We start from the raw sequence: 17,606 nt of genomic DNA on the forward strand, positions 1-17,606 counted from the left end.
CTTTCATAGAAATTTTTTTCTGATTCAATATTATTTAAGTATTGTAATATTTTCGAACACTATTATAATTTAAAGATATCTAAAAACAAGGGAGAGAGAAGTCATGAAAACTTTAGAAGCTATCAGTCGTTTTTGTGGGAATACGTTCGCCATATGGGTTATCCTTTTTGCAATTTTAGGCTTCATTTTCCCTAGCGGCTTTACTTGGATTGGACCTTATGTACAAATTTTACTTGGCATCATCATGTTTGGTATGGGACTGACACTAAAAGTCCAAGACTTTAAAGAAGTCTTTAGAAGACCAAAGGATGTCGCTATTGGCGTCGTCGCTCAATTTGTCATCATGCCTCTATTAGCCTTTTTACTCGCCAATTTCTTACCTGTCTCTAAGGATGTTGCTGTTGGTATCATTTTAGTCGGAGCCTGCCCTGGTGGAACGGCCTCCAACGTCATGACGTATCTGTCTAAAGGAGACACCGCCTTATCTGTTGCAATTACATCTGTATCTACAATACTCGCGCCCTTGCTTACGCCATTTATCATTCTTTTATTAGCGAGTAAATGGGTCGCTGTCGATCTTGGCTCACTTGTCTTATCGATCTTAGAGATTGTCATCATACCGATTTTATTAGGCATTATGGCTAGACTCCTTCTCAAAAGTAAAATCGAAGCTGGAGTCACCGTTCTTCCCCTTGTCTCAGTTATCGCAATTATTGCGATTGTTGCTGCGGTTGTCAGCCTAAGCAATGAGCAGATCGCTAAAACTGGCGCCATGATTTTTGTCGCTGTCATTTTACACAATGTTTTAGGACTCATTATCGGTTTTCTAGCGGCAAAGCTCATGCGGATGACACCCGCCAAACAAAAGGCTGTATCCATTGAAGTAGGCATGCAAAACTCCGCCCTTGGTGCTACACTTGCTCAAGCACACTTTTCACCACTCGCTGCGGTGCCAAGCGCAATCTTTAGTGTCTGGCATAACATTTCAGGTCCAATCATCGCTACACTCTACCGCAGATTTATAGATAACGGGCCAGAGCAAGAGGAAACCACCAAACGCATTTCATAACTAGAAAAAAAAAGACTCGTCAATTTGTGAAACAACCTAAAAGGTTAGATAATAACTAACATTTGGGGCATAAGTTCACGACATGATGAGTCTTTTTAAATGATAAGAATGTACAACCTTGTTAACTAATCTTATAAGGGTGCTCATATAAGTTTAGGCTTTGACCTTCACCGCCTAAAGCTTGGTGTCCCCTTAATGTGTGATTTGAAATATCACATCAGGAGTGCCAATACGGTAAAAAAACAAGTTTTCTAACGCTTTCACTGGATAATATCCATATGTAACACTTAAAATCACACTTAATTCTTAGTATATTTCTCGTTTATATTGGTTTTTTTAAGCGTGCGATTGCCGACTGATCAAAGCTTCCCACTCCTATCTATAAATAAACGGATAATTCCATAAATTTAGACTTCCCGCAAATATGTTTACATTATTAGCCAAGGGTGTTTATCATATCTATAAAGTGTTTTAATGCACTAAATCGTTTTTTTATGAAAGAAGGAAATTCGATGACTGAAGAGTGGCTGTATATCGATACTGGTGATCAATCCGCATCCTTTAACATGGCCTTTGATGAGACCTTATTAAATTGGGTCCATCAGGGAAGACTTAAGCCAATCCTTAGGTTTTATGGATGGAACCCTGCAGCGCTATCTCTCGGCTATTTTCAAAAAACAAAAAATCGCATTGATGTTGACGCAACCAAAAGACACGGATTTGATATTGTCAGACGGCCTACTGGAGGATTAGCGGTTTTACATGACAAGGAATTAACTTATAGTGTTATTATTAGTGAAAGTCATCCTAAAATGCCCTCCTCTATTACACAGGCTTATAGGGTTTTATCTCAAGGGTTATTGAAAGGCTATCAAGCCTTGAGCATTTCAGCAGAACTCGCTGAACCAGAAAACATTCCAGGAAAATCAGGCACAGCGGTTTGCTTCGAGGAGCCTTCGTGGTATGAATTAGTCATTGACGGACGCAAGGCTGCTGGCAGTGCACAAACACGCCAAAAAGGCGTGATCTTACAACATGGCTCGATTCCACTCGAAATTGATGATAACGTTCTATTTGATCTATTTGCTTTTCCAAATGAAAAAATTAGAGCGCGTGCTAGGAAAGCCTTTGGAGATAAGGCTGTTGCCATTAATCAAATCTTAGAACTCCCTGTTTCATTAGAGGAGGTTAAGACCGCCTTTAAAAAAGGCTTTGAAGAGGGATTGGAGATTAAACTCGTTCCTTATGAACCCGAAAAAGAATTATTAGAAGAGGCCCGTCAGCTTGCTAAAGAGAAGTACGAAAACCCTGAATATACTTTCTCACGCTAGGAGTGATCGATATGTCCACTAATAATGAAGGCTATCAAAGAAAGCCTGAATGGTTGAAAATTAAACTGAATACAAATAAGAGCTACAAAAGCTTAAAGAAAATGATGCGTGAAAATCGTCTACATACGGTCTGCGAAGAAGCCAAATGTCCAAATATTCATGAGTGCTGGGCTAGCAGAAAAACCGCTACCTTTATGATCCTAGGGAATATTTGCACAAGGGGCTGCCGTTTTTGTGCAGTTCAAACCGGTAGACCTACTGAGCTTGACTGGCAAGAACCAGAAAGAGTCGCTGCTTCTGTTGAAACAATGGGTCTCCGTCATGTCGTTGTTACTGCCGTTGCTCGCGATGATTTACAAGATGGTGGTGCTGCTGTCTTTGCTGAAACGATTCGTGCGATCCGTCGCCGCGTGCCAAATTGTACGGTTGAAGTCCTCCCTTCTGACATGAAGGGCGACTATGAAAGCCTGAAAACTCTTATGGACGCCAAGCCAGATATCTTTAATCATAATATCGAAACTGTGCGTCGCTTAACCAAGCGCGTCCGTGCGCGTGCAACCTATGACCGTTCCTTAGAATTATTAAAACGCGTTAAAGATATGAGTCCTGAATTGCCAACGAAATCCAGTATGATGCTTGGACTTGGTGAAACCAAAGAAGAAGTACTCGAAGCCATGGATGACTTACTTGCCCATAAAGTTGATATTCTGACATTAGGTCAATATTTACAACCAACTAAAAAGCATCTTAATGTCGAACGTTACGTTCATCCCGATGAGTTTGATGAATTTAAAAAGATCGCACTGGAAAAGGGCTTTCGTCATTGTGAATCCGGTCCTATGGTTCGCTCTTCCTATCATGCCGATGAACAAGTCAACGAAACGGCTCGTCGTCGCCAATTGATGAAGGAATGGAAGAAAATAGAGGAAGCGAGGTAAATCTCCTTCTCAGTCACTTGATAAACCCTTACTCCACCTGCACCCCCAATTTTTAGGTTCGCCTTAAAATTGGAGGTGCGTTTTTATGGACACAGAGAAACACCTGGCTCTGGAGCCTCTTCTCTAGCTTGATGCCATTGACTTTGGTTATTTTTTGGAAGGCTTTTGTTAAATTGGGCATACCAGTTGTTACGCTCACACCTTGATTTCCGAAACTTGTATCCTTGGATGAATTCTCCTTTTGGTAACTTGGGGCTCTATGTGTTATTTTGGTCGAGACCTTTGTTAAAATGTCCACGTCTTTAGTTACGTTCACCCTTTGATCTGGGAGCGCCCACCTTTTGTCGTGCTATCCCCCAACTGATCCTATCACACGATTACAGGCCCTTCTCATGCCTCTTCGTCTACAAATTGACAAATGATACGCGGTCGTTTATTGTAATTTATGAATCCCCTTACACTAACTCCTCATAAAGGTGTGTGATACTATCCTCTTCCTTTACATCTACTTCTTCCTCTTTGGACTTATCATGGGGTCCTTCTTTACCCTTGTCAGTTTCCGGCTTCCCCTTGGCAATTCCATCATCCATCCACCCTCGCATTGTGACTTTTGTGAGCGAAGATTGACAGTTTCAGAGCTCATTCCTATTCTCTCTTTTCTTCTGCTAAAGGGAAAATGCCAAACCTGTTCACAGCGTATTCCCATCACTTATCCACTGATTGAATGTTTCACAGGTCTGCTTTATATCTTTATCCTCTATTATTGCCTGCACCATCACCAGCCCCTGCTACTCCCTATTTCCCTAAGCTTCAGTGCTATGCTGATTATTTTAACCCTGTCAGATTTGACATATTTTTTAGTTCCCAATAAGCTCTTACTCTTTTTTATCCTGTTATTTGGCCTTCTTCACCTCCTTTTCACCTGGAATTCATGGGCGGAAGCCCTCTTAGGGGCATGTATCAGCCTCATCCTCTTATTCTTAGCCTCTCTGGTCATCAAAAATGGTATGGGTTACGGGGATATCAAGCTATTTGGTGTGCTAGGTTTTGTTTTGGGATGGAAGGATAGCCTTTTAGCACTCTTTATTGCTTGCTTTGTTGGAATGGGGATCACTTTTTTGGCCCAACTGCTACGAAAGAGAAAAAGAAAAGGACCGATCCCATTTGTTCCATTCCTTGCTATTGGCGCATTTACTGCCTTTTTCTATGGGGACAGTCTCCTGCAGGCCTACGTCTCTTTTGTTAAGGATCTGCTTCTTTTCTAGTTAAAAACCTGCATCTCAAATGACAAAAGATCCCTTCTTTATCACTCGTCAACCATTTTCAATAAAATCATTAGCTGATTCTCACTAAAGCCTACCTTCTTTAGATCAAATAGAAGCAAAACGCCATAGCAATATATGTGCCTATGAGTAATGCCCCTTCAAACCAATTGGTATCTCCATCATTTGTAATGGAGATAGTCATAAGCACAGCTATAATCATGGCAACCAGTTCTGTTGTATTAAAAACAAGGGGCAAAAAGGTATACAGCCATGAGACAAGTACAAGGACTGGAGCGACAAACATCGCCGTTTGCACGGTCGAACCAATGGCGATTTCCATCATCACATCCATGCGATTTTGATAGGCCATATAGATCGCCGACACATATTCGGCTGCACTTCCTACCACCGCTACAACAATAATGCCAATAAATACATCACTCCAGCCTAGAGCATTGCCGACAGGCTCAATCGTCCCCACTAATTTTTCACTTATATATCCAAGAACCACTGTCGCCGCTCCGAGAATGAGCATTGCTTTCCCCATCGACCATTCTGGCTTTTCCGTCTCTAGTTGTGCTTCTCCTTCACCTACGTAAGCTCCCTTATGGGTCACCAATTTGAAAAATAAAGCTAAAAGATATAGCAGGATCATGACAATGGCAAAGGCTGTTGATAAAAAATGCATATTCTCTGTGCTCATCCGCTTGGCAAAAATAAAGGGCAACACAAAAGTTACAGCAATCGCAAACATGAGTAACCCCGTATTATGTCGTGCTTTAAAGACGTTAAAATTTTGTCGTTTGAACCTTAAGCCACCTATCAAAATAGATAGCCCACCAGCAAAGAGCAGATTGACTAAAACGACACCCGTTATTGAAGAAATCACGACTGTATTCAATCCTTCACGCAAAGCAAAAAACGAGATAATAATCTCTGCAGCATTACCGAAGGTTGCGTTTAAAAGGCCTCCTACGGTATCTCCCACCACAGCCGCTAAGCTTTCTGTCGAACGGCGAATATAATTGGCCAAACTAATGATCGTCACGCAATAAAAAACAAACATCATGATATCATTCCATTTTAATACATGGCCAACGATAGAAAGCGGAACACCTATCAACATAAGAATAAAAAATAATCGATTCATCGCAACCTCCGACTCGTTTATCTCTCTACTCCTTCTTAGCATGGACGCTTTCAAAGAGGGATATGCATAGCCAGATGTGAGAAGAGAACCTAATTTCACTGGCACGCTCCACCTTTCCAGACGTAGGCACCTGGAGGGGAGGATTAATGTAACCGTTCACTAGAACATACCCATAAAAAAATTTTTTTCTTTGCCGCATCAAGGGTGTAAGCGCAACCTCTTCTCCTGAAATACAAAATGAGGATTGACAGATTTTCTTACGCGAGATATTATTAATCTCGTTAACTTTACAAAAGTTTATAGACACCTAAGAGAAACCTATCCGTTCTCTTTCCTGTATGACATAAACTAAATAACTATCTTATCAAGAGTGACCGAGGGAACAGGCCCAATGACGTCCAGCAACCTTCCTTAATGGAACAGGTGCTACATCCTGCAGAATGATTATCTCATTCTGAAAGATAAGGTTTTCTAAGATACGAACCTCTTTCGGAATGAAAGAGGTTTTTTTGTTGTTTACAATGCGTCTTCAGTTCAGTCAAGTAAGGAGGTTCCTATGCTAGTACTTAAAGATATTCACAAGGTATACGGAAAAGATAGCAAGCGAGTGGAAGCATTAAAAGGCATCAGTTTAGAAATCGGTCAAGGAGAAATCTTTGGCGTCATCGGATTTAGTGGTGCAGGGAAAAGTACACTCATCCGTTGTGTCAACCTCCTTGAACGCCCAACATCAGGTGAGGTGTTCATCGATGGGGTTAATCTACAACACTTAACGGCCAGTCAGCTTAGAAAAGAACGCAAGAAGATCGGTATGATCTTTCAACAATTTAATCTACTCAATGCAAAAACAGTTTTTAAAAACGTGGCGATGCCACTCATTATTGACGGTAGACCCAAAGAGGAAATTGAGAAAAGGGTCAATGCCCTCCTATCCTTTGTCGGACTCTCGGATAAAGCCAAGCAATACCCTGATCAACTTTCAGGCGGACAAAAGCAAAGAGTTGGTATCGCCCGGGCGCTTGCGACTGATCCCCATATTCTTTTATGTGACGAGGCTACATCAGCTCTTGATCCAGATACTACACAGTCCATTCTTGCGCTTTTAAAGAAGGTTCGAGATGAACTAGGGATAACCATCTTAATGATCACACATGAGATGAACGTCATTCGCGATATTTGTGACAAAGTCGCTGTCATTGACGGCGGGGTTATTGTTGAACAAGGTTCAGTATTAGATGTTTTTTCCGAGCCACAGCAAGAGATAACAAAAAATTTCGTGCGCACGATTATTAATGATGCCATCCCACCAACGATTAAGGCGTTAATCAAAGAGAAACATCAAGAAAATGATTCAATGTATTTGTATCGCGTGCTTTTTAAGGGACAGTCCACTCATCTTCCATTATTGTCGACAATTGCCAAGCGCTTTCCCATCGATGTCAATGTCATTCATGGCACCATCACGGAGCTCCAAGGCATCCCTTTTGGTCATTTAATCATTGAATTTCAAGGTGAGCCTAGTGCCATTGAACAGGTCTTGTCTTATATTCGGCAGCAAGAGGTCACTGTGAGGGAGGTTGATATTCATGGCGCTTGATTGGAGTTATTTTGGTCCAGAACTCAGAACTGCCATCGAACAAACGCTACTAATGGTTGGATTGGGCCTTGTATTTTCATTAATTATCGGAATCCCTTTAGGCGTGATACTAGTTGTGACACGGGAAAATGGGATTTTACAAAATAAAACGATTTTCACTAGTCTAAGTGTCATTGTTAATATCTTTCGATCAATTCCCTTTATCATTCTTATCGTCGCCATCATCCCTTTTACACGGCTGATTGTTGGAACATCTATTGGAACTGTTGCGGCTATTGTCCCTCTGGTGATTTTTACTGCACCCTATATTGGACGATTGATCGAAAATTCATTATTAGAAGTAGATCATGGCGTAATCGAATTGGCTCAAGCGATGGGAGCAACACCTTGGCAAATCATCTGGCGCTTTCTATTACCAGAAGCGTTAGGGTCTATCATTCTAGCGATTACGATTGCTACAATAGGCTTAATCGGAGCTTCAGCAATGGCTGGAGCCGTTGGCGGCGGTGGCTTAGGGGACTTAGCCATTGTCTATGGCTATCAGCAATTCCAGACAGTTGTGATGATTATTACGGTTGTTTTATTGATTATTTTCGTCCAGCTTATCCAATCGATTGGCAACCTTCTTGCTAAAAAAATTCGCAGGAAGTAACCCTATAAAAATATAAACATTTTGGAGGTAAACATCTTATGAAAAAAGCATTATTAGCACTCATTCTCGTTTTTGTACTTATTGTAACTGCTGCTTGTGGCTCTTCTAACACTGGTAAAGATGCAAGCAGCAGCAAACCAGCAACCGTCAAAGTTGGCATTTCTCCGGCTGAATTGCCAACATGGAATTTAGTGAAAAAACTAGCTAAGAAGGAAAATATCACCATCCAAATTGTAAAGTTCAGTGATTATGTACAGCCAAACATTGCTTTAAATAATGGCGATATTGACCTTAACGCTTTCCAAACCGTTATCTATTTTGATTCCTTTAAAAAGCAGCACCATTTGGACTTAACCGATATCGGAACCACTGCGATTTGGCCGATGGGGATCTACTCTAAGAAAATCAAAGATATTAAGGACATCAAGGATGGCGATCAAATCATTGTGCCTAACGACGCAACCAATCTAAGCCGTGCCCTTGCCTTGCTCCAAAAGGCAGGTTTAATTAAGCTATCCTCTAACTTTACTGGAACTGAAGGTAAAGAAAGCATTAAGGAAAATCCAAAGCATTTGAAAATCACGCCTGTAGAAGCAGGTCAAACCCCTCGCGGCTTGGATGATGCAACAGCAGCTATCATTAACTGCGATATGGCGATTAATGCTGGCCTCAACCCAACCAATGACCCGATCTTCCGTGAGGATTCAAGCAATAACGCCTATGTTAATATCATTGCAGCTAAAACAAAGGACAAAGATAATCAGACCTACAAAAAAATCGTAGACATCTTCCACAAAAAAGAAGTCACAGATTTTATAAAGAAACAATATAAAGGCGCAGCCATTCCAGTCGTCAAACCCGTTTCAGATCTCAAATATTAAGCTCATCAAATGAAATGTTTAAAGTAAGAAGAAAAGCGCTTGGAAAAAATCAGTCAAGCGTTTTTCTTTCAATCTTGGAGAGGGAGTAGCCATGACAACAAACGTTTATGATTGCATTATTGTGGGAGCTGGAACCATGGGGCTGGCAGCCGGTGCCTTTCTGGCAAAAAGCGGGATAAAGCCATTAATGATTGATGCCTTTCATCCGCCACATACTCATGGCAGTCACCATGGGGAGACGCGCATGATCCGCCATGCCTACGGTGAAGGGCGTCAATATGTGAAGCTCGTTCAACGCGCACAGGAATTATGGGAAGACCTTGAAGCCGCAGTCCCATATAAAATTTTTGAGAAAACAGGTGTTCTTGGATTAGGACCAAAGCATTCCCCATTTTTACAGGAAACTATTGAAGCCGCTGCTAAATACGATCTTTCCTTAGATATTATGAGTGCACAAGGCATCATGCAAAAATGGCCAGGAATTACGGTTCCCGAGCATTTTATCGGATGCCTAGAATCAGACTCAGGCGTATTATTTAGTGAACATTGCCTTAAGGCCTATAAGGAGATAGCCTTAGCCAATGGCGCTGAGCTCATTGGCGGCGAGCCCGTCGTAGACATTGATTTTAATGGGCACCCGATCAAGGTCACAACAAAAAATAGTCACTACTATGGGGAAAAGGTAATCATCACGGCAGGGGCATGGACTGCTAAACTGTTAAAACCCCTTAACCTCCCCATCCAAACGATTCGAAAGGTGTTTGGTTGGTTTGAGGCCCCTGAATCCTTGTATGCAGCAGACGCGTTTCCTTCCTTTTACGTCGATGAAGGCACACGTATGTTTTATGGATTTCCAGCGCTGAATAAAACAGGCTTAAAAATCGGTCGAACGGATGGTGGTCAGCCCATAGATCCTAATCAGCATAAGCAAAACTTCGGCTCCCACAATAGTGATGAGAAAGAGCTAAGGGAATGTCTTCAAGCCTACCTTCCTCAAGCCAATGGCTCGCTTTTAAATGGCCGGACCTGTCTGCAGACACGTTCCATCGACAGTCATTTCATCATTGACGAACACCCGGATCAGCACAATATGCTCATTGCCACCGGTTTCTCAGGTCATGGATTCAAATTCGCCAGTGTCCTTGGTGAAGCATTAAGCGAATGGGTCCTTCATGGTGCAACACAGCATGATCTCTCTCTATTTTCCTTAGAGCGCTTCTCTTCAAACGAAAAGCGCAATCTAACCTAAAGTCAAATCTAAGTCGTCCCGAAAAAAGCTGCGCAACGCGGAGAGACTTGCCACTCCTCCACGGAAAGCGAACGGCCTGGAGCGGAAATCCGCACCGTCCTCATGATCAGAAATTTTATACCTTCTGATCTTTTTAGAAAACTTGGCTTGCACCCCTTCGCTGGTACTCCTGATGTGATTTTTGCAACTCACACACTTAAGGTACCCGCAAGCCTTAGAAGGCGAAAGTCAAAGCCCGCCTTATACTCTCTTCCTTTATGAGCGGCAGCGAAGTTATACATTCTGATAGTATAAAAAAAGCAAAGCCACAGTGAACATCCACTGTGGCAGTTCCTCCCTCAAAGCTTGGGGGAGTGTCGACATTATAGCATTTCAGAGATTGTTTTTGCTTCCATAAAATTGAGTAAATAATCTGGTCCACCGGCTTTGGAGTCTGTTCCAGACATTTTGAATCCACCGAACGGGTGGTAGCCCACAATGGCTGCTGTACACCCACGATTGAAATATAAGTTACCCACATGAAACTCTGTACGCGCGCGATTCAAATGCTCCCGATTATTGGAGATAACCGCTCCGGTTAAACCGTATTCTGTGTTATTCGCAATGGATAATAACGCATCAAAGTCCTTCGCCTTCGCAAAAGCCACAACAGGACCGAAAATTTCCTCCTGCATGATGCGAGCATCAGGTGCAACATCAGCAAAGATAGTAGGATGAACAAAATACCCTTCTGAATCATCCGTTGTCCCACCAAGCTTAAGCTCACCTTCTTGCTTGCCAATTTCAATATAATCCTTGATTTTATCAAACTGCTTTTGGTTGATTACTGGCCCCATGTAAGGATCCTTAGTAGGATCATCCACAACAAGTTGCTTCGCTAGTTCAATTGCTTTCTCCAATACTTCATTATATACGGCCTCATGAATCACAGCCCGTGAACAAGCAGAACATTTTTGCCCAGAAAAGCCAAAGGCAGAATGGACAATGGCATCCGCTGCCAAATCAAGATCCGCTTCCTTATCGACAATGATCGTATCCTTTCCACCCATTTCAGCGACAACCGTTTTTAAGAAGGTTTGACCAGACTGAACCTTAGCTGCTCGCTCATATATCCGTACACCTGTTGCACGAGAACCGGTAAAGTTCACAAAGCGGGTCTGCGCATGATCCACTAAATAATCACCGATTTCTGTTGGCTCACCAGGAATATAGTTGACGACACCTTTTGGCAACCCTGCTTCCTCTAAGATCTCCATCATTTTATAAGCAATAACCGGCGTGCTTTCTGCTGGCTTTAGAAGCACCGTATTTCCACAAACGACTGGGGCAACCGTTGTTCCGAGCATAATAGCGAATGGAAAGTTCCACGGTGGAATCGTTACGCCCACACCCATAGGTTGATAGATAAATTGATTGTTTTCCCCAACGCGATCATTCACCTTTTTACCTTTAGCCAGTTCAAGCATTTGTCTGCCATAATACTCAAGAAAGTCAATGCCCTCCGCCGTATCAGCATCGGCTTGCCCCCAAGGTTTCCCTGCTTCATAGACCATCCAGGCTGAAATCTCGTGCTTGCGACGGCGCACAATGGCTGCGGTTCGGAATAAAATATCCGCACGCACTTCCGGTGCCCATGTTCGCCATTCTCCAAAAGCCTCTTGAGCGACTTTCATGGCCTGATCAACATGCGCCTTTGTCGCCTTTGATACCTTTCCAATTACCTGATCTTTTTTGGCAGGGTTATACGAGATCAATTGATCCTCTGTTGTCATCTTCTCACCACCAATGATGAGAGGATAGCTCTTGCCAAGTTCCCCTGCTACTTTCTTTAAAGCCTCCTTAAACGCCTGACGATTGTCTTCATTTGTAAAATCTGTAAGTGGTTCATGAGTATAAGGTAAGACCATGATATTGCCTCCTTTGATTTGTTATATGACACCATTTATCTTTTAAATAAACCTTTTAAAACAAAGCCAACATTTGCAGGACGCTCTGCTAGACGCCGCATATTATAGCCATACCAATCCTCGCCGTAAGGCACATAGATCCGCATCTTGTATCCTTCATTGACGATTTGCTTTTGGCGCTCTGGTCTGATGCCATAAAGCATCTGAAATTCGAAGCGATCCTTGGACACATTGTGTTTCTTCACAAGCGATTTGACAAACTGAATAATGGCTTCGTCATGCGTTGCCACTGCCGTATAATTCCCCTGAAGCAGGTGAATCGTCACCAAATTTTTATAGTTGTCATCCACATCCTTTTTATCAGGAAAAGCAACCTCTGGTGGTTCTTTATAGGCGCCCTTAACAATACGCAAGTTCGGATGATAGGCATTCAATGCTTGAAGATCGTCTACCGTCCGGTATAAGTATGCCTGAACAACCGTACCAACGTTATCATAGTCAGCCTTTAATGCTTTGAAGATGTCTAAGGTTATCTCACAATGGGGTTCATCTTCCATATCAATGGTGACAAACACATCGTGCTTTTGACCCGCATCCAAAATACGGCGCATATTGGCTAGCGCCAAATCTTTATCAATATCTAAACCCATGGAAGTCAGCTTCAACGAGAGCTGAGCATCTAAATGTTCCTCGGCAATGGCTTCAATCGCGTGGATGCAGTGGTCAGCCATTTCTATAGCTTCTTGTTCATTGTCGACAAATTCCCCAAGGTGATCAATCGTCACAGCGAACCCTTGCGCATTCAAGTCTCGGATCGTTTGTATAGCTTCTCTCAATGAGGCGCCGGCGACAAAACGACTTGCGCCAAAACGCATGCCATATTTTTTGGCAAGCGTGGTGAGCCGTCGATTTTTTCCCATGAACAAAAAGAAATTTCTTAATAATTGTTCCATCATTTCACCCCCATGTCACTGCATCCGCAGCAGTTTTCAATGTGATAGGTTGCAAAACCCCTTTTCTCTCTAAAAGACCTTCCCTAAATAATCCTCTCTACACCTTATTACCTTGCAAAAATCATGCCAAAAAATAAATGTGCAGAGTATACGGAACCAAAGTCTGATGTGTTTACAATACCAGTGTAAAATCGTATATTATATTTACAATTGTATAAAATGTATACACTTACATTTAAGGGGTGGTGAGGCTTGATGCGAATCGAGGACGTCATTCACTATTTACACGCGATCTTAGATACGGATACTGATGCCATTACAATCATTAATCGCAAGAGTGAAGTTGTGTTTTGGAACAAAGCCGCTGAAGAGACCTACAATATTTCTGCAGAAAGGATCATTGGCAAACCCATTTCAACCTTTTTTAAAGCAACAGATCTTATGGTTTTTACGGTCCTCCAAACAGAACAGCCTGTAAAAAATGTCTACCACAGACCACGTGAGGATAAACATGTCTTTGTCAATTCCTCGCCCATTTATGACGATAATCACCAGCTTATCGGCGCTTTATCTATTGAACAGGACATTACTCATATCGTTAAACTCAATGAAAAATTGTCGACGACATCCAATCAGCTTAATGAACTGAAGCATAAAGTGTATGCTCAGCAATTAGAAAGTCCCTTTTCTCGTTTGAAAGGGCGAAGTGAAGCCATTCAAAAGACCATTCAATTAGCAATGAAAGCCGCTGCAACACATGCTACTGTCCTGATTCTCGGAGAAAGTGGAACAGGAAAGGAGCTCTGCGCTCAAGCAATTCATGAAACAAGTTCAAGAAGAGAGGCACCTTTTGTCCCTGTCAATTGCGGCGCTATCCCCCATGCCTTATTTGAGAGTGAATTATTCGGTTATGAGAGTGGTGCCTTTACTGGAGCTGTTAAGGAAGGGAAAATGGGCAAAATCGAATCAGCAGATGGCGGAACACTATTTTTAGATGAAATTGGTGAACTCCCTTTAGATATGCAAGTGAAGCTTTTGCGCGTCCTTCAAGAGGGAGAGCTCTTTCGTGTAGGCGCTGCCAAAAGCAAAAAGATCAATGTCCGCTTTATCGCAGCGACTAATCGTCATTTAGAAGCTATGGTGAAGGAAGGAAGCTTTCGCTCAGATCTTTTCTATCGCCTTAATGTCATACAGATCAACATGCCACCACTACGCGAGCGCTTGCAAGATATTCCAGAACTCGTTCAGCAATTCTTAAATGAATTTGCGCTGCAGTATCATCTTACGCTACCTACTTTCACAAAAGAAGCTTACCGTTACCTTTTACAATATAATTGGCCAGGGAATGTGCGAGAATTGCGTAATGCTGTGGAGCGTGCAGTCATCCTTTCTGATCAATCCGTTATCGGAAAAGCGGAGATTGCCAGCTTCTTTTCAACAAGCATCCAGCCTAATGAAGATCATCACATCATGCTTCAGGAGGAAGGCACGACCTTAATTGGTGAAAAAATCGCCCTGGAAAAAAAGCATATCGAAAACGCTCTACTAAAGCATAATGGAAACAAAAGTGCAGCCGCCAGAGAGCTGGGAATCTCTAGGGTAAGCCTATATAAGAAGCTCAAGCAATATCAAATCAATGGATAAGTGTCTACATTTCAATAATTGTGTCAACACTATTATTAAAATGAATTAAGATGGTGACACACATGCAAAGGATATTTTTAACCGTTAGTTTGAGTTTACTTTTGATGATCGGACTTGTGTTCATTCCCCATCCAAGTGAAGCCATTGATAAAAAGGACACGGACCTTTCACCTTCACAAGTCAAGGACTATTCTAGTCATGCCAAGCAGTTAAGCAGTTCCTGCGGACTCTCACAAAGTGAAATCAATCGGCTCTTTATTCACTTCGGAAAGCTTGACCTGTCAGCGGCACTTCCAGCGTTAAAGAATGTCTCTGCAGAACTAGGCCACATTGAAAATCATGCTATCAATGGGCAGATGACAGAAAAAGAGCGTCAGCAATGGGTAGCTAAGATCAACGATGGCCTTGAGCTGCTTCAGTTAAAGGCCGATTTCTATATGAAAACTGACGACGGTACAAAGCCACTGTCATTGAACACACTTGTCAGCAAGCAAACGCTTGAAGACACGCAACCTATTATCATAAACATTTATGATACCCATAATAAAAAGCTAGCCGATTTACTGATTAAACCGCAAACCTTGCAACAAGTTTCCAGCGTCCTAAAACATACCGCACTTTAAACTTGCAAAGCTTTCACCTTAAACAGGGTTCTAAGCCTAAGCCTATCTGGCACTTAGAACCCTCTTTTTGTTTTTCAATATACCTTGTCTTTTATACAGAAGCCATTGCAAAGCAGATCTGATGGTGCTGCATGCAAAGCTACACGCGCTCACTCTTCTCTGAATATGTCAGCAAATAAGAAATGCACCGGCATCATATGTTAAGAAAAAATGAAGGGCCATATCCATCAAGTAGGGCAATCTTTCATGCCCATATTTTAGATAGATCAAGAGTTCCTTCTCCGACTGAATTTTATTATAGGTCGCAAACTGTGTTGATGGTAGACACACTGTGTCCTCTCTGAAATGATTGGGATCAAAAAATCTAAAGTAATAGGCAATCTCCTCATAGACTGAAATAATGATATCCAAGTCAAGCATACGCTTATAATCCGCCAAAAGCGATTGTTCAATCCAGGATGATAGCGCTTACTTTTAAATTAATAGTAGTGATTGTATACATAACTGTCAATGCATCTTTATTCAAAAATCATCCAAAATTTTCTTACTTTAACAACAAGCGCTGATGTTTTTATTGACTTAAAATCCGACTCTTCTTATAATTAAAAAAGGTTACTTATAATGTAAGGAGATCTGACATAACATGAAAGTTGTAGATGAGCTCTATCAACGTGTCCGTTTTATTTATTCCCCTCAGCAATTGCTGCAAAGGTTAAAAATCATACAAGAGCAAAAGGAACAAGAGATTGTCCTTTTGAAGGATAAGATTCAAAAATATGAGCAAAAACGTCAAACAGAAGATGCCCTATATCAATCCCGGTCACCATTAAGAAAGCTCTTTTCTGGAAGGCCACCAAATCATCACCAAGCTGTAGAGTATCTTGTTCATGTTAAAGATCGCTTAAATAAAATCAAACGGATAAAACAAGAAATCACAACACTTCAGGCGCTTATTCTCATGATTGAGCATGGGCAAACGCAGGCGCAGATTGAGCTTCCTGTATCAGTCATTGATGCTTTAACAAAAATCGAAAAGGATCAGGAGAACCATTATGACGATTAATCATTTAAGTACAGGGATAGATACTATTTGGGTTGTTCTAACGGCGGCCATGATCTTATTGATGGAAGGCGGCTTTGCCCTTCTCGAAGCAGGCTTTGTACGCCATAAAAATAATATCAATATCATTATGAAGGTCTTTGTCGATATTACTATAGGAACATTGTGCTTTTACGCGATCGGCTTTGCTTTTATGTATGGTTCAGACGCTTCCGGTATTATCGGAACCACAGGCTTTTTTCTAAGCGGTGATCTTTCACACCTCCACCCTAGCATTTCAACGGATACATTTTGGCTCTTTCAAGCCGCCTTTGTTATTGCGGTCATCTCAATTGTTTCTGGTGCAGTCGCTGAAAGAATGAACTTTAGAGCCTATATTTTGTATGTCATTTTAATGACAAGCTTGATTTATCCAATAGCAGGCCATTGGGTATGGGGAAATGGCTGGCTTGATACACTGGGAATGGAGGATTTTGCAGGCTCAGCAGTCATTCATGCGCTAGGTGGCTCTTCAGCATTGGCTGCCGCCCTGTTCATCGGACCCAGAAAGGGAAAATTTACTTCCCGAGGGACAAGCACTATTGCGCTGCCAAGCAATCTGCCTCTAGCCTCAGTCGGTGCCTTTCTTCTCTGGTTTGGTTGGTTTGGTTTCAATGCGGGCAGTACATTAAGCGCCAGTGACCCTCGCATCGGTCATATCGCTATTAACACGATGTTATCTGCAGCAGCTGGCGGAGCCGTCACACTCATCTATACTTTGTTTCGATACAATCGCTCTGATGCTCCTGCCGTTATCAATGGCTCCTTAGCAGGACTCGTTGGCATCACCGCAGGTTGTGCGTATGTTAGTGATGCGGTTGCGATTCTGATCGGTACGATTTCCGGCCTATTGATGTTGGCAGCTACCCAATGGTTAGAATCCAAAAGAATCGATGATCCTGTTGGAGCTTTTCCGGTCCATGCTGTGTCTGGAGCATGGGGCACCCTTGCCATTGGCCTATTCTCTAGCAGTGGTGGCCTCTTGACTACCGGTCATTGGCACTTACTTTCGATCCAGCTCCTCGGCTTAATCATTTTATGTACCTGGGGCTTCTTCTGCACATGGCTCGGACTTACACTTATAAAGCAGTGGATTCCAGTCCGAGCAAGTGAGGAGGAAGAAGAAATTGGTCTCGACATTAGTTATCACGGGATGCTAGCCGCCTACCAACACCATGACTTTTTAACGGAAGAGGACTACAAACCACAATCAAATATAGATAAACCATAATACTGTCCATATAAGAA

Annotated in this window: 16 protein-coding genes, 1 pseudogene and 1 riboswitch; of the genes and pseudogenes, 12 read left to right on the forward strand and 5 right to left on the reverse strand. The window is 42.2% G+C overall.

Annotation, left to right across the window (positions count from 1 at the left end; translation table 11 throughout):
* Positions 1–103 precede the first annotated feature (103 nt).
* The 3 genes from IEW82_RS00435 (at position 104) to lipA (ending at position 3,338) form a co-directional block, all read left to right on the forward strand.
* The gene (locus IEW82_RS00435; protein WP_188687767.1) at positions 104–1,069 is read left to right on the forward strand and encodes a bile acid:sodium symporter family protein; all 966 of its coding nucleotides are present in this window, start codon (positions 104–106) and stop codon (positions 1,067–1,069) included.
* A gap of 512 nt (positions 1,070–1,581) precedes the next feature.
* The gene (gene lipM / locus IEW82_RS00440; RefSeq protein ID WP_188687769.1) at positions 1,582–2,400 is read left to right on the forward strand and encodes an octanoyltransferase LipM; all 819 of its coding nucleotides are present in this window, start codon (positions 1,582–1,584) and stop codon (positions 2,398–2,400) included.
* Positions 2,401–2,411: 11 nt separating this feature from the next.
* Positions 2,412–3,338 carry a lipoyl synthase gene (lipA, locus tag IEW82_RS00445; protein ID WP_188687771.1) on the forward strand — a complete coding sequence of 309 codons (927 nt, stop codon included), beginning with the start codon at positions 2,412–2,414 and terminating at the stop codon, positions 3,336–3,338.
* A 455-nt stretch (positions 3,339–3,793) separates the two neighbouring features.
* Here lipA and IEW82_RS20165 read toward each other — a convergent pair whose 3' ends face one another.
* A complete protein-coding gene (locus tag IEW82_RS20165; RefSeq protein ID WP_268237326.1) occupies positions 3,794–3,928 on the reverse strand; it encodes a hypothetical protein in 135 nt (44 codons plus the stop codon).
* Between IEW82_RS20165 and IEW82_RS00450 the strand changes: the two genes are divergently transcribed.
* A complete protein-coding gene (locus IEW82_RS00450) occupies positions 3,869–4,603 on the forward strand; it encodes a prepilin peptidase (protein WP_188687773.1) in 735 nt (244 codons plus the stop codon). The genes IEW82_RS20165 and IEW82_RS00450 overlap by 60 nt on opposite strands.
* A gap of 100 nt (positions 4,604–4,703) precedes the next feature.
* On the opposite strand, the gene cax is transcribed toward IEW82_RS00450, so the two are convergent.
* Entirely contained in the window at positions 4,704–5,795 is a 1,092-nt protein-coding gene (cax, locus tag IEW82_RS00455) for a calcium/proton exchanger (RefSeq protein ID WP_188688830.1), read from the reverse strand.
* Between the two features lie 316 nt (positions 5,796–6,111).
* A riboswitch (SAM riboswitch) is annotated at positions 6,112–6,221 on the forward strand.
* Positions 6,222–6,309: 88 nt separating this feature from the next.
* On the opposite strand from cax, the gene IEW82_RS00460 reads away from it, so the two are divergent.
* The 4 genes from IEW82_RS00460 to solA all read left to right on the forward strand — a co-directional run bounded on the left by IEW82_RS00460 (position 6,310) and on the right by solA (position 10,132).
* On the forward strand, positions 6,310–7,350 hold the full coding sequence (locus IEW82_RS00460) for a methionine ABC transporter ATP-binding protein (protein ID WP_188687776.1): 1,041 nt from the start codon (positions 6,310–6,312) through the stop codon (positions 7,348–7,350).
* Complete coding sequence (locus tag IEW82_RS00465) at positions 7,340–8,002, forward strand: methionine ABC transporter permease (protein ID WP_188687778.1); 663 nt, start codon at positions 7,340–7,342, stop codon at positions 8,000–8,002. Before IEW82_RS00460 ends, IEW82_RS00465 begins: the two co-directional genes overlap by 11 nt.
* A 38-nt stretch (positions 8,003–8,040) precedes the next feature.
* Entirely contained in the window at positions 8,041–8,883 is an 843-nt protein-coding gene (locus tag IEW82_RS00470; protein ID WP_188687780.1) for a MetQ/NlpA family ABC transporter substrate-binding protein, read from the forward strand.
* 91 nt (positions 8,884–8,974) lie between these two features.
* Positions 8,975–10,132, forward strand: a complete 1,158-nt coding sequence (gene solA / locus IEW82_RS00475) for an N-methyl-L-tryptophan oxidase (protein WP_188687782.1) — start codon at positions 8,975–8,977, stop codon at positions 10,130–10,132.
* Between the two features lie 362 nt (positions 10,133–10,494).
* Here the strand turns inward: solA and pruA are convergent, their stop codons facing one another.
* Entirely contained in the window at positions 10,495–12,039 is a 1,545-nt protein-coding gene (pruA, locus tag IEW82_RS00480; RefSeq protein ID WP_188687784.1) for an L-glutamate gamma-semialdehyde dehydrogenase, read from the reverse strand.
* Between the two features lie 35 nt (positions 12,040–12,074).
* A complete protein-coding gene (locus tag IEW82_RS00485; protein WP_188688833.1) occupies positions 12,075–12,992 on the reverse strand; it encodes a proline dehydrogenase family protein in 918 nt (305 codons plus the stop codon).
* A 255-nt stretch (positions 12,993–13,247) separates the two neighbouring features.
* Between IEW82_RS00485 and IEW82_RS00490 the strand changes: the two genes are divergently transcribed.
* Together IEW82_RS00490 and IEW82_RS00495 are read left to right on the forward strand one after the other, a co-directional pair.
* A complete protein-coding gene (locus tag IEW82_RS00490; protein ID WP_188688836.1) occupies positions 13,248–14,636 on the forward strand; it encodes a sigma-54 interaction domain-containing protein in 1,389 nt (462 codons plus the stop codon).
* Positions 14,637–14,698: 62 nt separating this feature from the next.
* Positions 14,699–15,259: a processed acidic surface protein gene (locus IEW82_RS00495; RefSeq protein WP_188687786.1), complete on the forward strand. Its 561-nt coding sequence runs from the start codon at positions 14,699–14,701 to the stop codon at positions 15,257–15,259.
* A gap of 168 nt (positions 15,260–15,427) precedes the next feature.
* Here IEW82_RS00495 and IEW82_RS00500 read toward each other — a convergent pair.
* Positions 15,428–15,697 (reverse strand): annotated as a pseudogene (locus tag IEW82_RS00500) (acetylxylan esterase); the annotation flags it as partial.
* 205 nt (positions 15,698–15,902) lie between these two features.
* On the opposite strand from IEW82_RS00500, the gene IEW82_RS00505 reads away from it, so the two are divergent.
* Both IEW82_RS00505 and IEW82_RS00510 read left to right on the forward strand, forming a co-directional pair.
* Positions 15,903–16,322 carry a hypothetical protein gene (locus IEW82_RS00505; protein ID WP_188687790.1) on the forward strand — a complete coding sequence of 140 codons (420 nt, stop codon included), beginning with the start codon at positions 15,903–15,905 and terminating at the stop codon, positions 16,320–16,322.
* On the forward strand, positions 16,312–17,589 hold the full coding sequence (locus tag IEW82_RS00510; protein WP_188687792.1) for an ammonium transporter: 1,278 nt from the start codon (positions 16,312–16,314) through the stop codon (positions 17,587–17,589). The genes IEW82_RS00505 and IEW82_RS00510 overlap by 11 nt, the downstream gene beginning before the upstream one ends.
* Positions 17,590–17,606 lie beyond the last annotated feature (17 nt).

Source organism: Pullulanibacillus camelliae, from assembly GCF_014642655.1.
Taxonomy (GTDB): Bacteria; Bacillota; Bacilli; order Bacillales; family Sporolactobacillaceae; genus Pullulanibacillus; species Pullulanibacillus camelliae.

What these genes read in the sequence shown, in the direction of transcription:
- IEW82_RS00435 (WP_188687767.1), top strand. Translation starts at nt 104, where the DNA reads ATGAAAACTTTAGAAGCTATCAGTCGTTTTTGTGGGAATACGTTCGCC.
- lipM (WP_188687769.1), top strand. Translation starts at nt 1,582, where the DNA reads ATGACTGAAGAGTGGCTGTATATCGATACTGGTGATCAATCCGCATCC.
- lipA (WP_188687771.1), top strand. Translation starts at nt 2,412, where the DNA reads ATGTCCACTAATAATGAAGGCTATCAAAGAAAGCCTGAATGGTTGAAA.
- IEW82_RS00450 (WP_188687773.1), top strand. Translation starts at nt 3,869, where the DNA reads ATGGGGTCCTTCTTTACCCTTGTCAGTTTCCGGCTTCCCCTTGGCAAT.
- IEW82_RS20165 (WP_268237326.1), bottom strand. Translation starts at nt 3,928, where the DNA reads ATGGATGATGGAATTGCCAAGGGGAAGCCGGAAACTGACAAGGGTAAA.
- cax (WP_188688830.1), bottom strand. Translation starts at nt 5,795, where the DNA reads ATGCTAAGAAGGAGTAGAGAGATAAACGAGTCGGAGGTTGCGATGAAT.
- IEW82_RS00460 (WP_188687776.1), top strand. Translation starts at nt 6,310, where the DNA reads ATGCTAGTACTTAAAGATATTCACAAGGTATACGGAAAAGATAGCAAG.
- IEW82_RS00465 (WP_188687778.1), top strand. Translation starts at nt 7,340, where the DNA reads ATGGCGCTTGATTGGAGTTATTTTGGTCCAGAACTCAGAACTGCCATC.
- IEW82_RS00470 (WP_188687780.1), top strand. Translation starts at nt 8,041, where the DNA reads ATGAAAAAAGCATTATTAGCACTCATTCTCGTTTTTGTACTTATTGTA.
- solA (WP_188687782.1), top strand. Translation starts at nt 8,975, where the DNA reads ATGACAACAAACGTTTATGATTGCATTATTGTGGGAGCTGGAACCATG.
- pruA (WP_188687784.1), bottom strand. Translation starts at nt 12,039, where the DNA reads ATGGTCTTACCTTATACTCATGAACCACTTACAGATTTTACAAATGAA.
- IEW82_RS00485 (WP_188688833.1), bottom strand. Translation starts at nt 12,992, where the DNA reads ATGGAACAATTATTAAGAAATTTCTTTTTGTTCATGGGAAAAAATCGA.
- IEW82_RS00490 (WP_188688836.1), top strand. Translation starts at nt 13,248, where the DNA reads ATGCGAATCGAGGACGTCATTCACTATTTACACGCGATCTTAGATACG.
- IEW82_RS00495 (WP_188687786.1), top strand. Translation starts at nt 14,699, where the DNA reads ATGCAAAGGATATTTTTAACCGTTAGTTTGAGTTTACTTTTGATGATC.
- IEW82_RS00505 (WP_188687790.1), top strand. Translation starts at nt 15,903, where the DNA reads ATGAAAGTTGTAGATGAGCTCTATCAACGTGTCCGTTTTATTTATTCC.
- IEW82_RS00510 (WP_188687792.1), top strand. Translation starts at nt 16,312, where the DNA reads ATGACGATTAATCATTTAAGTACAGGGATAGATACTATTTGGGTTGTT.